General features: G+C 47.1%; 13 protein-coding genes. 7 read left to right on the top strand and 6 right to left on the bottom strand.

The annotated features are described in order from the left end of the window. Window positions 1–130: 130 nt before the first annotated feature. Both K7B67_RS11230 and K7B67_RS11225 read right to left on the bottom strand, forming a co-directional pair. Complete coding sequence (locus K7B67_RS11230) at window positions 131–1,315, bottom strand: hypothetical protein (RefSeq protein WP_252180420.1); 1,185 nt, start codon at window positions 1,313–1,315, stop codon at window positions 131–133. Between the two features lie 207 nt (window positions 1,316–1,522). After that, window positions 1,523–2,485 carry a hypothetical protein gene (locus K7B67_RS11225; RefSeq protein ID WP_252180419.1) on the bottom strand — a complete coding sequence of 321 codons (963 nt, stop codon included), beginning with the start codon at window positions 2,483–2,485 and terminating at the stop codon, window positions 1,523–1,525. 355 nt (window positions 2,486–2,840) lie between these two features. Between K7B67_RS11225 and K7B67_RS11220 the strand changes: the two genes are divergently transcribed. The 4 genes from K7B67_RS11220 (at window position 2,841) to K7B67_RS11205 (ending at window position 6,831) form a co-directional block, all read left to right on the top strand. Continuing rightward, a complete protein-coding gene (locus K7B67_RS11220; RefSeq protein ID WP_252180418.1) occupies window positions 2,841–3,236 on the top strand; it encodes a VOC family protein in 396 nt (131 codons plus the stop codon). A gap of 71 nt (window positions 3,237–3,307) precedes the next feature. Beyond that, complete coding sequence (locus K7B67_RS11215) at window positions 3,308–3,988, top strand: epoxyqueuosine reductase QueH (protein ID WP_252180417.1); 681 nt, start codon at window positions 3,308–3,310, stop codon at window positions 3,986–3,988. Between the two features lie 525 nt (window positions 3,989–4,513). Further along, complete coding sequence (locus K7B67_RS11210) at window positions 4,514–5,671, top strand: hypothetical protein (protein WP_252180416.1); 1,158 nt, start codon at window positions 4,514–4,516, stop codon at window positions 5,669–5,671. Window positions 5,672–5,745: 74 nt separating this feature from the next. Next, window positions 5,746–6,831 (top strand): AAA family ATPase, encoded by a 1,086-nt coding sequence (locus K7B67_RS11205; protein WP_252180415.1) that lies wholly within the window; start codon window positions 5,746–5,748, stop codon window positions 6,829–6,831. Window positions 6,832–6,916: 85 nt separating this feature from the next. Here the strand turns inward: K7B67_RS11205 and K7B67_RS11200 are convergent, their stop codons facing one another. The 4 genes from K7B67_RS11200 to umuD all read right to left on the bottom strand — a co-directional run bounded on the left by K7B67_RS11200 (window position 6,917) and on the right by umuD (window position 11,076). Continuing rightward, window positions 6,917–7,336 (bottom strand): GFA family protein, encoded by a 420-nt coding sequence (locus tag K7B67_RS11200; protein ID WP_252180414.1) that lies wholly within the window; start codon window positions 7,334–7,336, stop codon window positions 6,917–6,919. Window positions 7,337–7,708: 372 nt separating this feature from the next. Next, entirely contained in the window at window positions 7,709–8,986 is a 1,278-nt protein-coding gene (locus tag K7B67_RS11195; RefSeq protein WP_252180413.1) for a Y-family DNA polymerase, read from the bottom strand. A gap of 60 nt (window positions 8,987–9,046) precedes the next feature. Continuing rightward, window positions 9,047–10,387, bottom strand: a complete 1,341-nt coding sequence (gene iscB / locus K7B67_RS11190; RefSeq protein ID WP_252180412.1) for an RNA-guided endonuclease IscB — start codon at window positions 10,385–10,387, stop codon at window positions 9,047–9,049. A gap of 248 nt (window positions 10,388–10,635) precedes the next feature. Continuing rightward, window positions 10,636–11,076: a translesion error-prone DNA polymerase V autoproteolytic subunit gene (gene umuD, locus K7B67_RS11185; protein WP_252180566.1), complete on the bottom strand. Its 441-nt coding sequence runs from the start codon at window positions 11,074–11,076 to the stop codon at window positions 10,636–10,638. Between the two features lie 151 nt (window positions 11,077–11,227). Here umuD and K7B67_RS11180 point away from each other — a divergent pair, with 151 nt between their 5' ends. The 3 genes from K7B67_RS11180 (at window position 11,228) to K7B67_RS11170 (ending at window position 14,506) form a co-directional block, all read left to right on the top strand. Then, complete coding sequence (locus tag K7B67_RS11180) at window positions 11,228–12,565, top strand: hypothetical protein (protein WP_252180411.1); 1,338 nt, start codon at window positions 11,228–11,230, stop codon at window positions 12,563–12,565. An 82-nt stretch (window positions 12,566–12,647) separates the two neighbouring features. Further along, window positions 12,648–14,150, top strand: a complete 1,503-nt coding sequence (locus K7B67_RS11175; protein ID WP_252180410.1) for a hypothetical protein — start codon at window positions 12,648–12,650, stop codon at window positions 14,148–14,150. Between the two features lie 77 nt (window positions 14,151–14,227). Continuing rightward, window positions 14,228–14,506: a hypothetical protein gene (locus K7B67_RS11170; RefSeq protein WP_252180409.1), complete on the top strand. Its 279-nt coding sequence runs from the start codon at window positions 14,228–14,230 to the stop codon at window positions 14,504–14,506. The last annotated feature ends 294 nt before the right edge of the window (window positions 14,507–14,800 follow it).

Raw genomic sequence — 14,800 nt, 5'->3', positions numbered from 1 at the left:
TTGAATTTAAACTTTTGAATTCAAACGACTTTGGAAGTGCGTTTTCAGACAGTAAAGCTTTGCTGAGCTTCCTGTGGTTTTGAAATACTGCTGAGAGAGACGTATGAATCTACCAGCAGCTGGCTCACATCTAAAATATCAGCCACTTGCATTTATTTATTCCAGCATCTAATACGGGTGGTATAAAAAATAAATCATCAGTTTCGATACTAATAGTTTCAATAGAGCTTTCTGAATCATCAGTATTGTTGTTCTGTGGATTTTGACAATTGCAGGCTCCATTACAATTGCAAGACTCTATTAGCTCAGAGTTATTTGAAGGAGATGGGGTGGTGGGAACGTCATAATTATCAACAGTCATGGTCAGGGTGTAATCATGGGCGCTGACTACGACGGCTAATACCTGGACATCCTGAGAGGATAACAATTTAAGGTGGTATAACACGTTTATACCATTAGCCAAAGTCAATGATACAATATGTGATGGTTGCAGGCTTCTGCTTGTAAGTTCACCGCTTTGCTCTTGTACAATAATCGTAGCGGGTGTAGCTGTATCGAATAACTCAGGTATTATCAATTCCAACTTCAAATGCTCTGGGTTCAGGTGCTCTATTATCCATTGCTGTGTTTCAGGGGTATTCAGGAAAAGATCAAATATATGAGTATTTTTGTCCGTAAGTTCTGTGGTTGAGGATGAATGTTCATGGCCGCCAAGGCTGATAGCACTGTGAGATAAAGAGCGTTTATGGATAGTGACATGTTCTGGCAAATGGTTTGGTGTGGCTATTTCCAGTGCTCTAAATCTCTCTATCTCATTTTCATACTCACGAGACATGCTTCTTGTACACATCTCGAATGCTAAAAACAAAGGACAGCAGAGCATACAAGACAAGAGGTGCGCAGTATTTCGCACAGCTGTTGTCGTTTGTCCCCTCAGTAAATAACGAGTGTTGAGGCTATGTTGAAGGGGATGACCGCCACCTCCTAACAAAGTATCAAAAGGTTCTGGTGGGGTGGTAGTAAAGATGTTCTCATCAAAAAATATACGAGTGATAGTGGCTACTTCATAAATTACAAAATCAGCCCCTGAACAAGCAATGCAGTATCGGATGCTACGATCTAAATCTGATGAGTTCTGATCGCATCCTGTTATAGCATTGCTGTGAATGACTTGATTGGATGTTGAAGTGACGCCGTGTACAATCAAATTACCCTGCTGTTCCAGTTTCCATTTGAAAAGTAAATTTTTTGCACTTGAAAAAGAGGATAATAAGAAGAGAAGGAGCAAAAGTATAAACCTGAATTTTACTTTCATGGTCAACTACCTGTTTGTCATTAGTTTTAACTTTTATGCATCGGTAGCTAAGAATAGCTCAAGTATTTCATTTGACTGTTTTTTTTGAGAATTTTTAAACACAGGTAGATGTACCTGGACGTTTAAGGCTGTCTTTAAGCTTATCACGATAGAGCAAGGTTTCAGGAGCTGGTGGCTGCAAAGCAACCACCAGCTCTATCAATCAGATTATTGTTTATTCTGTGGTTGGCTTTGGCACTTCTGCCAGGAATCAGCTGGTTTGCAAGCAAAAGCCCATTCCGGGGTATATTGGCTCAACAACAGTTGCGAGTTTTCAAAGTGAGTATATTTTTGACCGAGGTACGGGTAATAAAGCTTCCACGTAACCTGAAAGGCCACCGGATCTCCATTGTATTTCGAGTAGGGTAGTACATAGTAGAATTCCTGGAAATTGCCTCCATGGGGAGGGCCGTGTTTGTTTTTGACGAATTTGCCGTTAATGTAAAGATCAATGTCAGTTATGAAGGCACTTCGGCCACGATCATTGCTCCAGAAGATGTGCACCACCTGATTGGTACAGAATTCTCCTGGCGATCTGTCACTGACGCATGTTGATATGGGTGGAAGCCCCATGGCTTTGGCTTCATCGGGTGATATCGGTCCTTCAGCACCACCACCCGGATTGTGTATGTCACCTCTGGATTTGTAATAAAACGATTCAGTGAAACGTGAGAAATGTGTGTGTTTGCCGCCAGTTTTATAATAGTGGTAGATAGCCCTGAAATAATAGGTTTTACCAGGCTTTACCCTATAGTAGAAGCCGTGGAAGTTCGTCCCCCCCTGTTGAACCGTACGGAAACCTTTGCTCAGGTCAGACGCGTCCTTTGCGACCCGAACCCTCGTTCCGATCAATTCTCTACCCATCGGAGTCAAGTCCGTATCCATAGTAATCAGGACGATATCACCGGTACATATCCGGTTGTAAGGACACCCGTTTTGGCCAGATTCAGACCCATAAGTGGCAGCAAAAGCAGCAGCGGACATTTCAAAGGGGGTGGTAGCAGCAGCCAAAGCGGCATTCATCTGACTATCAGAGGCAGAAATGTTGAGTTCCGCATTAGCTTCCTGTGTCCCTATGAGGCATGAAAGAGTCAGAGGGAGAAGGTTTCTGAGAGCTTTTGTTTGATACATTGAGCCAACACCTTTCAAAGATTAGGGTGCAGGTCGATACTCACCAACAGGGGGGACGGGCAGGCTTCTCGGCCAGCACTTGCCAATAGGTCAAAGTTACAGGCTGATTCTGAAAAGAGGGGCAATTCTAATAAGTCCCGCAACTTAAAGGTAAATACTTTTTTGGAGTATTTATCCGTTACTCACCACCCCCATCAGGAATAAATGGTTTGGTTTATCCCAGTGGACATCGTCAGGTTGTTTCTGACTTTTTATACAGCATTGGGTTTGCACATGACGGACTGGTATTGATAGATTGAGATAATTCCTTTCGAACAACAGCCAGACTTGGATACGGTTCTGACAGAGGTGTGCAATGATACCGATTAAAAGAATTAATCATGTGGGCATTCGGGTAAGCGATCTGCAGACGACCAGGGACTTTTATGAGCAACTCGGTTTTCGGTTTCTGGCAGGTCCTGTGGGGCCAGAGCCGGTTGCCATTATGGAGCACCCCTGTGGCGTCAACCTTAACTTTATCCTGAACGCGTCGGTTAAACCGGGAGAAAATATCCTGATGGATGTTGACCAGAAGCATCCGGGCTATACCCATATGGCGCTTGAAGTGGATGATATCAACGAGGTTCATAGGCAGCTGCAGGGGCTTGGGATTACGCCTACAGAAGGTCCTGTTACTACAAACAATGGCGCATCATTGTTATTTATTCGTGACCCTGATCGCAATGTGATTGAGTTTCATCAGCCAGCGTGAGCGCGTTGGGTTTTTTTGCCATACTGTTCGTACCCGTGGGGATTCCCCGGCATCAGAGCGATCATTCTACAATGGCAAACTCATCATTTAATCTCAGTGACTATCAGCGTCCGGCCCTTGAAGCACCTGGTCAGGCTGATAAAGTGCTCCTGCATTCCTGCTGTGCCCCCTGTGCCGGAGAAATCATGCTGGCGATACAGGCATCTGGTATCGAGCAGACGGTTTTTTTTTACAACCCCAATATTCACCCGCTAGAAGAGTACGAGCTTCGCAAGGATGAAAACAAACGTTTCTGCGATAAACTAAAATTGTCGTTTATTGACGCAGACTACGACAAGGACAACTGGTTTGAGCGGGTCAAAGGGTTGGAAAATGAACCGGAGCGGGGCAAGCGTTGCACAGTCTGTTTTGATATGCGTTTTGAACGGACAGCACTTTATGCCAGGGAACATGGCTTTCCTGTTATTTCCAGCACGCTGGGCATTTCCCGCTGGAAAAACAGGGAACAGATTAATGAGTCAGGTATCAGGGCGGCATCGCATTACCCCGGGGTCACTTACTGGACATTCAACTGGCGGAAGCAGGGGGGCAGCCAGCGAATGATTGAACTGGCCAAACAGGAAGCTTTTTATCAGCAGGAGTATTGTGGCTGTGTATACAGCTTGAGGGATACCAATCGGCATCGCATGGCAAGTGGCAGGCCGAGAGTAAAGCGTTTGGTGAAGTATTACGAGAAATCACAGAGTGACTGAAGCATACTCTCAATCTCGCAATCGCAGCACTTTGTACAACAGCAAGCAGACACTTATCCGTTGGTCGAATAGCACCGGGATGCCCACGTATTTGATCCGCAGCGACTACACTCTCGAATTAATTGACAAAACAAGGGAGTCACCGAACCCCGCCCTGAAGGACGGGGCTTGTAAAAGCCTCTAATTCAGGGATGTAGGTGACCAGACTAAGCCACTTCGAGTGGCTACGTTAAAGGCGAATGCATAGTTACCTTGGGATGCTTCACCAGTCCCAAGCTCTAAGGATAGTGGTTAAACAGTGTATTGAGGGTTAATCACAGTGCTGCTATCGAGAAACCGCCTATTAACTTTGTCGAGGTGAACTTTACTGCCGAAAGGCTAGAACGGTGCGTAAGCACCAAAAACAGAGTGATGGCTTGCCCTAACGGGCAAGTCAACATTCCTCCCCGCACTAGAAGTACGGGGTATCCAGTTGAGGTAAAACGATGATTGTCTTTCAGTAATTGACCATCGAGAGTTATCTACATGCAGCGATTTTTCACTGTCTTCATATTACTGGTTGCGTATCTGTCTGTGCTAACAGCCAAAGCCACCTGTCCTGACTGTCAAGATTTGTCTAACCGCGGTGCGTCGGGTGGTGTTTGCCCTGCATGTGGAGCAACAAATTCTGTCGAGGTAAGCCAGGGTATGCATGGCTTATGCCAGCTGCTGGTGGACATATTGAATGATAAAACAGCCAACCTGACCACAGCAGAAACCAATATACTGAGCGTTGCCAACCATTGTTTAACAGGCCAGCCAGTCGCACTGAATGAGAGGTTGAGTAACGAAATACAAATGTTCAGGGAAAGATTTGAAGTCATGCAGCGCCAGATTGAGAGAAACCTTCCTGAAGGAAACAGCGAAAGGTTTGCCAGCTTGTTTAGCCCGGAAGATCTCACCATTTTTTTCGCCCTTATGGAGGCAAGCGGGATCACTGATATGGGTTTAGATCGGCTTCAGAAAACCTTTTTTATCAGAATTGGCTGGTTGTCTATCGGTGTAAAAGCTGATCTGTCGAGCTATGACTGGAAGCAACTGAGGAATGAAAAACGTTTTTTTACTTATCTCTTTTACATTTTGCTGCGGCAACATCCGTTTCATCTGGAAAACGAAGACTGCCTAGCCAAACCATTGCTTCTTTACTTACTGAAGATAGATGACAAAAGCTATAACTCTCTTTTTGCGCCTTCGGATATGGGGTTTGACCCTTATATTGAGTCCTGCGTTACTCCATTATCGGTGCTTGATATGACAAGCTCATGGCGTTGGAAGTGGCTTACCCAATATCTCAATCCCCAGGGGTGGGCTATGATGTTTCTACAACCACAGGATTGGATTTTACGATTTGTGCAAGAAGGACGATGGAACTTTCTTGGACGTTTTTATATATCGGATGGAACCTCGACCTATCATTTGGCAGAACCTCATTCTGGTATCTGGATTTTGCTTGCCTTAAATGACGATCAAACGGTCACTTTATTCACTAATCATGGAATGGGCATGATCACAGTGACTGAGAACGACCTCGGATCACTGTTGGAAGGAATACAAAGCACTTTCAGCCATTCAGACAACTTAACCTCTGAACCGCCTGAACCGGGTGACTTGCTTCAGATGGAGGGCTTAAGCTCAGGAATTTGAGTTCGTACAGAAATACACCCATTGGGCATCAAATCAGGTTATTATGGTAAAAATTTTCCATACAGGAGTGCGCCATGCAGCCGGTCACTAATGACAAGCAGCTGACTCACCTCAGGCTAGATGGTTTCAAATCCATACGATCGTGCGATTTAGAGCTGGGCTCCCTGAATATTTTGATAGGTGCAAATGGGGCAGGTAAGACGAACTTTATCAGCTTTTTCCGTTTTATAGGCCAAATTCTGGCCGGTAATCTGCAAAGAACTGTGGGTAAGCAAGGTGGTCCGGATGCCTTGTTAAGGGGTGGACGTAAAGTAACCCGGTCATTTGTGTCTGAGCTGTATTTTGGTGACAAAGTATACGTTCTGGAGCTAGAACCTACGGTCGATAACCGGATGATGTTTCAGCATGAGTCTCTGGCTGCCGGAGGGTATGTCGGTAATGCCGGGCATTTTGAAAGTTATGTTGGCCAAGATGTGACAGATGGTACTGAACAGTCCGTATGTAACGCGATAACTAACTGGCGGGTTTACCACTTTCATGACACCAGTGAAACCGCTCTTGTAAAGCAGTCTGGCAAGATTAATGATAATGAATATCTGCGTCAGGATGCCTGTAATCTTGCTGCGTTTCTGCTGCGCCTGAAACTGGATCATCCGGCACATTACAAAAAAATAGTAAGAACTATCCAGCTGGTCGCGCCGTTTTTTGGAGATTTTCACCTCAGGCCAACTCCTCAGAATGCTGACCAGATTGAACTGGAGTGGATTGAGAGAGGGATGGATGTTCCTCTGAAAGCCTATGCTCTTTCTGATGGTACTCTGCGTTTTATCTGTTTGACGACTGTTCTGAATCAGCCTGAAGGCTTTATGCCCACTACTCTGCTGATTGATGCACCTGAATTAGGTCTGCATCCTTATGCAATTGCTGTGTTGGCTGCACAGTTAAAAGCAGTGTCGCTCAAACATCAAGTGATTGTTTCCACGCAATCGGTAGAACTGGTTAATGAATTCGAGGCTGATGACCTGGTGATCGTTAATCGTCACAATGGTGAAACTGTTTTTGAGCGAACGAGTGAGGAGAAACTTAAAAGCTGGCTGGAAGAGTACTCCCTTGGAGAAGTCTGGAAGAAAAATCTGCTGGGAGGGAGACCATCTAAATGATCCGCCTGAACATAGTTGTAGAAGGACAGACGGAAGAGTTTTTCGTGAATGAAGTTGTGCAGGAACATCTTCAACGGTTGGGTATTTAAGCACCCATGCCAGGAGGCAAAATATCGAATTTTGGCACCCCCTCAGCATAAACGGCCCATGAAGGGGCTGAAGCAGTATAAATCGCCATTGAAGGCACAAGGCCACTTACTTGATCAAGGGTTGAAACCCCGACAGAATAAAAATTGCCGATTGTAACTTGCAGAGCGACCATTACACCGCAGTTAGGGCAAAACAAGTGGTTCATATCTTTACCCGAATCGCCTTTGCGTGTGTAGACTGATGGGCTTCCTGACGTAATTTTGAATTTTTCTTCCGGGAACCATGCGCCAAACCATTTGTCTGAGCCAGTATGAGTCTGGCACTCTTTGCAATAACAAAATACAGTGTTTATTGGTTCGTCTTCGACGGAATACTTTAAATTACCACACCCACAACTTCCGTTTCTAATAGTCATTTTTATTTCCTGTTTTGTTCGATGATATGACAAATAGTGTTTTACAAGAACTCGTTTCGCACACTGTACTATCCATAACTGAAACAGTCCACTCGCCGAACCAGTGCCCCCAGGCTCTGATATCCGTACACCCCCTCGTTCCCACGCTCCGGCGTGGAAATGCATACCTCACCCAACAAACTAGAAACGGTTTCAATGTAATTGACGGGTTCCCTCTATTAATGGAACCCAAACTCCGTTCACCCTGAGCGCCCTTCGACTCCGCTCAGGGTGAACGGTCGAAGGGTGGTTGGCACGGTCTTCATTGTTGGCTCGGAGTCCACATTCTTCGACTCCGCTCAGGATGAACGTAGATGCACCTTCTGAAGTTTATTAGCGGCAATGAACCTTAACAATATCATTCCAGCAAGTGGTGTATTTTGGTGAAAGGCTCTCTTGTCTCATATGCCACTGCTTACGCCCCAAATTTAAGGCCGCAGGGTGCAAAGTGTTCGCGCCGAATCTCTGATTAATGCTGTCCATTACCGACATCAGAGGCGATGTATCGGGTAGCAGCGTTCCTGAAATCAAGTCTCCCTGGAAGCCTTCCGAGTTGCATAAATCAATCAACATAAAGCCTGCTTTTTTGTATTCAAACCCTTGCCTGAAGATTTGACGCAGAGCTGGCTCCAGCTGCCGGAGAAACTGTCTGGTATCATTGGTGGGTGCAGGTACGCCTAACTGAACCGACTGGCAGCTTTGTGGTAAATGATTTTTGAATGGATCAGTACGAATGAAAGCGATAGCTGTACTGGCAAATTTGTTTTGTTCTCTCAGTTTCTCACAAGCTCTGGTGGCAAAATGGCTCAGGGCTGAATGCAGTTCAGCAATATCCGTCACTCTTTCACCGAATGACCGACTAACGACGATCTGATGTTTATTACCGGAAGTCTCTTCATCAAAAGGTATACAGAGTTCGCCCTGAAGTTCACAGACAGTCCTCTCCAGTACTACGGAGAAATTCCGTTTTATCCAGGTTCTGTTACTTCGCGCCAGATCGAGAGCGGAATGAATTCCACTACTTTGTAACCTTTTAGCAATTTTGCGGCCTACCCCCCAGACTTCTGCAACGGGGGTTATTGCCATGAGTCTTTGCTGCCGGATCGTGTTTGTCAGATCGACAACCCCTCCGGTTGCGGGGAATTTCTTGGCGCCATAATTGGCCAGTTTGGCCAAGGTCTTTGTGGAACTGACACCAACACATACAGGCAGGCCAACCCATTGGGCGACCCTGTTTTTCATTTGCATTCCTATGTGCTCAATCTTTTCTGCCATTCCTGACAGGTCAATAAATGCCTCGTCAATGCTGTAGACTGAAACCCTTGGTGAAAACTGCTCAAGGATGCTGTGAAACCTTCCCGAAAGGTCTCCGTACAGCGTGTAATTGGATGACAGAACGATGAGCTGACCGGACTCAATCAGGTGCTTTACCTTGAATACCGGTGTTCCCATTTTGATCCCCATTGCTTTCACTTCAGCTGATCGAGCGACCAGACAACCGTCATTGTTACTGGCTACAGCTACAGGGATATCTAAAAGCTTTGGGTTAAAAAGCCTCTCGCAACTTACATAGAAGTTATTGGCATCGCATAACCCGATGACTGGTTTCATCGTTTTGCCTCAACTGGATACCCCGTACTTCTAGTGCGGGGAGGAATGTTGACTTGCTCGTTAGAGCAAGCTGTAACCATAACCATCCACAGACTGAATTTTCTGACAGTTTCTCCATGAAATTCCTTGGATGGTCTCACTTTCAGTCTTGATGTTGAATGAGCCTGTCGTTCTCACTGCAACCCGTCCTGTATACGTTCCTTGCCGTTTACCGGCTGGAACGATAGCCTTGACGATATCGCCAGTCTGGAAGCCCTGAACCTGCTTGGAACCTTTAGCCTTTGTACGGGGAAATCCGTACTTGTCCACTCTACACATTTGTCGTGAGCCTCTACCCATAGCCTTAATGATTAAGGGTTTTGTGCTCTCTGCTATGTATACACTGGCTCCAGACTCTCCTACACAGGCGGCATCTATCCAGTGCTCTTTCTTGTATCCTTGCTGAGTGCGGTTGAACTTCGTTCTACCGCCAGTAGCAAAGGTGGTAGGAAGACCGATAGCCTGGACACGTCTGGCGGTTTCGTTTCTTGTGGCATTGACAGCAGCAGCATCTTTCAGACAATTGACCTTCTTTCCTTTCAGGATGTTGGTCACATTTTTGACTCTTGCTGTATCCAGCTTGTTCTTGTTCTTTTTCTTTGAAATAGATTCAAGCCACTGCTCAGGGTGGATGGCTCCTTTCTCTTCATTGCATGTACGACATGCAATGTACAAATTGCTGATCCGGTTTGAGCCTCCCAGGGCTCTGGATATGAAATGTTCGATGTTGAGGATTGGGTCGTTACTCACTCCCTTACAGTAAGAACACTTGTGTCCATCTCGATACAATAGATATTGTCTCAACTCCGTACCAAACAGCGTACCACGTTGATACTCGACTCCTGAAATGTCTGGATTCTCCATAAGCTGCATATCGAACTTAACACGCTCAACAGCTACATCACTGATGGGTGCTTTGAGACAGAATCTCTTTGCCCAAGTCTCGGTATTGAAGACTCGACTCATAAGGCTAGGCGGTAGCCAGCCTTCGGGTCTTGTTCGATTCATGAAACGAGCTTTTCTATAGCGGGTTTTCCGGTTTCTTCTGGCTCGACGTGTTGCACGTCGAGACTCAAGAGAATCCTTAACCCTCTGTCCTCTATGCTGGAGTTCAGCAGCAAAGACAACTTTCTTTCCACGATCACAGTCAGCAACAACGGCTATGCCTGTTGTTTTGCTTCCAACGTCGAATTTGAGTTCCAGCGGTTGTACAACACCACCTTCTCTCTCTTTCAGGATGATCGTGAAAGGATGGCGTCTGAAGACAGCCGCTTTACCCTTGTCTAACAGCTTTCTTGCCCTTGCCGGATGGCAAGGCATAAGAGGCTTTTTGTTTTTGTCAAATACGAACACTCGGTTCATACATCGTTGTCCTTAGATTTGGTGCTTACGCACCGTTCTAGCCTTGCGGCAGTAAAGTTCACCTCGACAATGTTAATGGACGGTTTCTTGATAGCAGCACTGTGATTAACCCTCAATACACTGTTTAACCACTACCCTTAGAGCGTGGGACTGGTGAAGCATCCCACGGTAACTATACATTCGTCCTTAACGTAGCAACCTTGCGGTTGCTGAGTCTGGTCACTTCTAACCCCAAATTGGGAGCTTTCTCAAGCCCCGTCCTTCAGGGCGGGGTTCAGTGACCGAAATTGATTGACTGCGGCAATGATGACTCCCCATATATCCAGCTCCTGTTGAGGATTCAGGGTTACAGGGGGATAGTCTGGATGTTCTGACTGAAGAATCAGGGAGTTCTTGTCCCGAATAAGGCGTTTGACGATGAGATCACCATCGAGCATGGCAATAATAATATCGCCTGATTTTGGTGTTTGGCTTCTGTCTACAACCAGCACAGCTCCTTCTTTTATGCCCGCTCTTTCCATTGATGTGCCCGTTGCTCGCGCAAAAAAGGTGGCTGATGGGTGCTGGATTAATAGCTGATCCAAAGAGAGCCTGTCTTCTGCAAAGTCGGCGGCTGGGGATGGGAACCCGCAAGACGCAGGAGCCTGGTACAGCGGAAACGTAGCTGGTATGAAGTCTTTTTCATGCATAGGTGCTTTGGGTTTCATAGTAATTATTTTTTACTGATTATATATACAGTGTATCAGCTACTTTCTTCAACATAAAGAAACCACCGACCTCTCTCCAGATTTTGACTAACCTGATTTCCAAACAAACATTTCAACGACTGGGAAACTGGCTTTGCTATCCAAAAAACTATTGATTTTGACCTTGGTCATTGCCTTTTCCGGGCATTACTCTCATGGCCTCACTCAGGAAAATAGCGTGCCTTTACTCTTTGCTCTGGTTGTCGGCAAGGTGCTTATCAACATCCCGAAGCCTTGTATTGAGCTCTCATCCGCGGAAGGAATAATTGGCCTTCACTCACCGTGTCTGTCACAGGTCGAGCCAGACACTCGTGATTGCTTTGCTACTGACTCAGGCGTCGAAGCTAAGACGTTCAGTCGGGAAGCCTCTGATGAGGGGTCTGACAGTAAAGACAGCGGCACCTCTGATGAAAGCAGCGACAACGGTTCACACGAAGACGAAGCTGAGACTGAAACTGATGTTCAGGGTGTAAACACGACACCTGATCCTTTTCGGGCATTAAATGAAGTCAGTCAGTATTGTACGACTCTGAGACTGGAAATGATTGAGCAGGAGTCGATTAGCACCGACCAGACGGACCATCTGAAAGGGCACAAGCAGACCTACATGCCTGTTGGCCCAAGACCCAGAGTGCACCAGTGTGACCATGAGGGCTGCAACTACAGCACTGACCGGGTGAGCAATCTAAAAATGCATAAACAGACCCACTTACCTGTCGACCAGAGATCCAGGGGGCTCCAGTGTGATCATCAGGGCTGCAACTTCAGCACTTACCATGGAGGCCATCTGAAAATGCACAAGCAGACCCACTTACCTGCCGACCAGAGACCCAGGAAACTCAAGGTGCACCAGTGTGATCATCAGGGCTGCAACTACAGCACCGACCTGACGAGCCATCTGAAAAGGCACAAACAGACCCACCTGCCTGCCGACCAGAGACTCAGGGTGCACCGGTGTGATCATGAAGGTTGCAAGTACAGCACCGACCAGATGAGCGATCTGAAAAAGCACAGCCAGATCCACCTGCCTCCCGACCAGAGACCCAAGAAACCCAAAACTCACCACTGTGACCATGAGGGCTGCAACCACAGCACCAACCACAAGGGCAATCTGCAAGTGCACAAGCGGGTCCACCTGCCTGCTGACCAGCGATTCAAGGTGCACCAGTGTGACCATGAGGGCTGCGACTACAGTACCGACCAGGTCGGGAATCTGAAAACGCACAAAAAGGTCCACCTGCCTGCCCACCAGAGGCTCAGGGGACCCAAGGTGCACCAGTGTGACCATGGCGGCTGCAACTACAGAACCGACCGGGCGAGCGATCTGAAAAGGCACAAACAGACCCACCTGCCTGCCGACCAGAGACCCAAAAGAAAAGCCTATGACCAGCCGCCATCTAACGAGAAAAGAAAGAAGGTCGATAAAGACTGATCCGCCCCTCAAACCTCAGACCTCCCAGATTTTGACTAACCTGATTTCCCAATAAACATTTTAACGACTGGGAAGCCAGACCTTGCTATCCAAAAAAACGTTGATTTTGACCTTAGCCGTTACTTTTTCTGTGCATTGCTCTAATGGCCAGACTCAGGAAAATAGGTTGCCTTTGCTGTTCGTTCTGGCCGTCGAAACTATTCTTCTTCCTCTTTTCCCAGTCCGGGATGGGCTACCAGAACTTGACTCTACGGTTAAAGCTATCGCCATTGCGATAAAGCAAGGAGACGATCAACAACGTGAAATCATTGAAACAGCAAAACAAAGGGGGAGACTGATGCTCTCTCGCTTTAGGGGCGATAAAAGGCCTGAGGAACCAGAAGAAGTGAGCGAGGCTATTGAGTGGTGGGAGTTAAAGCAAGAACCCGAGGCGAACCATAGTGACATGCCACGAGTTTGCCGCGATGATGACATCCTCTTAAAGCCAGACACTCGCTATTGCTTTTCTCCTGATCCTGACGTCGAAGCCAGGGCATACAGCCGGGCAGCCTCTGATAATGCCTCTGACAGTGAAGACAGCAGCACCTCTGATGAAAGCAACGACAACCCTTCAGACGAAGACGAAGCTGATACCGAAACTGATGTTCAGTGTGTAAACACGGCATCCGATCCTTTTCGAGCATTAAATGAAATCAGTCAGTATTGTACGACTCTGAGACTGAAAATGATTGAGCAGGGAGCTATTTCAGACAGTGAAGTAGCCACTGAGTCAGAGGCAGAAGTGACGAGGCTCAAGGTGCACCAGTGTAGCCACGAGGGCTGCAACTACAGCACCAACCGCATGGGCAATCTGAAAGCGCACAAGCAGACCCACTTGCCTGCCGACCAGAGAATCAAGGTGCATCGGTGTGGTCATGAGGGCTGCAACTACAGCACCAACCGCATGGGCAATCTGAAAGCGCACAAGCAGATCCACTTGCCTGCCGACCAGAGAATCAAGTTGCACCAATGTGGTTATGAGGGCTGCAACTACAGCACCGACCGCATGGGCAATCTGAGAGCGCATAAGCGGATCCACTTGCCTGTCGACCAGAGAATCAAGGTGCACCAGTGTGGTCATGAGGGCTGCGACTACAGCACCGACCAAACGGGCAGTCTGAACAGGCACAAACAAACCCACCTGCCTGACGGCCAGAGAACCAGGAGACCCAAAGTGCACCAGTGTGACTATGAAGGTTGCGACTACGGCACCGACCGGACAAACGATCTGAAAAAGCACAAACAGACCCATCTGCCTACCGACCAGAGAGCCAAAGTGAAGTGTGACCATGAGGGTTGTAACTACATCACCCACCATCCATGCCATCTGAACAGGCACAAACAGACCCACCTGCCTGCCGACCAGAGGTTCTACCTACACCATTGTGACCATGAGGGCTGCAACTACAGCACTAACTGGACGGGCGATCTGAAAAAGCACAAACAGACCCATCTGCCTGCTGACCAGAGGACCAAAAGACCCAAAAGAAAAGCCTATGACCAACAGCCATCTAACGAGAAAAGAAAGAAGGTTGATAAAGAATGATTCGCCTCCCAGCCTGCTTCAAAGGTTCTGACAATCACTGTTCTGCCCAATAGCCATCGGTACAGAGCAGCCAGTGAGTGCCATCACTAGACTGGAGCCCCCAGTGCTGTGGCGACACGAATAAGCATCACGCCCTCTCCAGCGGCAGTGTCGAGCGAATGCAGACTCCGAAAGCAATGGCTCGCAACATGCCTGATCCAATTCCTGTGACTGTATTGGGACGACTCGCCGTTGACAATCAACATCAGGGGCTGCGAATTGGCGCAGGATTACTGAAGGACGCTATGTTGCGCACACTGGTTGTCTCCGGTCACATTGGTGTCAAAGCCATGCATGGTTCATGCGATTTCGGATGAAGCGAAACATTTTTATCTCCAGTATGGATTTAAGGAGTCACCATTTAACCCAATGACGCTATTGCTTCCTGTTAAACACATTGCTGACTTATTACCAATGGCACTGACTTAACCCTTCACCCCTGAAATATCAAGGAGTGGTTCAGCAAAACGACCATCCAACACAATCATTCCATCTGACCAGTTTCCAGAGCTTCCCCGCGATGTTTGCCCAGTGCCTGACCAAAAACTCCGACCTTTCTCCAGATCTTTACTAACCTGATTTGCTAATAAACATTTCAACGATTGGGAACC

It is taken from the genome of Endozoicomonas sp. 4G (assembly GCF_023822025.1).
Lineage (GTDB): Bacteria > Pseudomonadota > Gammaproteobacteria > Pseudomonadales > Endozoicomonadaceae > Endozoicomonas_A.
The sequence above is the reverse complement of the archived record's forward strand: the minus strand, read 5'-3'. Positions and strand labels throughout refer to the sequence as shown.

What these genes read in the sequence shown, in the direction of transcription:
- K7B67_RS11205 (WP_252180415.1), top strand. Translation starts at nt 5,746, where the DNA reads ATGCAGCCGGTCACTAATGACAAGCAGCTGACTCACCTCAGGCTAGAT.
- K7B67_RS11230 (WP_252180420.1), bottom strand. Translation starts at nt 1,315, where the DNA reads ATGAAAGTAAAATTCAGGTTTATACTTTTGCTCCTTCTCTTCTTATTA.
- K7B67_RS11225 (WP_252180419.1), bottom strand. Translation starts at nt 2,485, where the DNA reads ATGTATCAAACAAAAGCTCTCAGAAACCTTCTCCCTCTGACTCTTTCA.
- K7B67_RS11200 (WP_252180414.1), bottom strand. Translation starts at nt 7,336, where the DNA reads ATGACTATTAGAAACGGAAGTTGTGGGTGTGGTAATTTAAAGTATTCC.
- umuD (WP_252180566.1), bottom strand. Translation starts at nt 11,076, where the DNA reads ATGCATGAAAAAGACTTCATACCAGCTACGTTTCCGCTGTACCAGGCT.
- K7B67_RS11220 (WP_252180418.1), top strand. Translation starts at nt 2,841, where the DNA reads ATGATACCGATTAAAAGAATTAATCATGTGGGCATTCGGGTAAGCGAT.
- iscB (WP_252180412.1), bottom strand. Translation starts at nt 10,387, where the DNA reads ATGAACCGAGTGTTCGTATTTGACAAAAACAAAAAGCCTCTTATGCCT.
- K7B67_RS11215 (WP_252180417.1), top strand. Translation starts at nt 3,308, where the DNA reads ATGGCAAACTCATCATTTAATCTCAGTGACTATCAGCGTCCGGCCCTT.
- K7B67_RS11195 (WP_252180413.1), bottom strand. Translation starts at nt 8,986, where the DNA reads ATGAAACCAGTCATCGGGTTATGCGATGCCAATAACTTCTATGTAAGT.
- K7B67_RS11210 (WP_252180416.1), top strand. Translation starts at nt 4,514, where the DNA reads ATGCAGCGATTTTTCACTGTCTTCATATTACTGGTTGCGTATCTGTCT.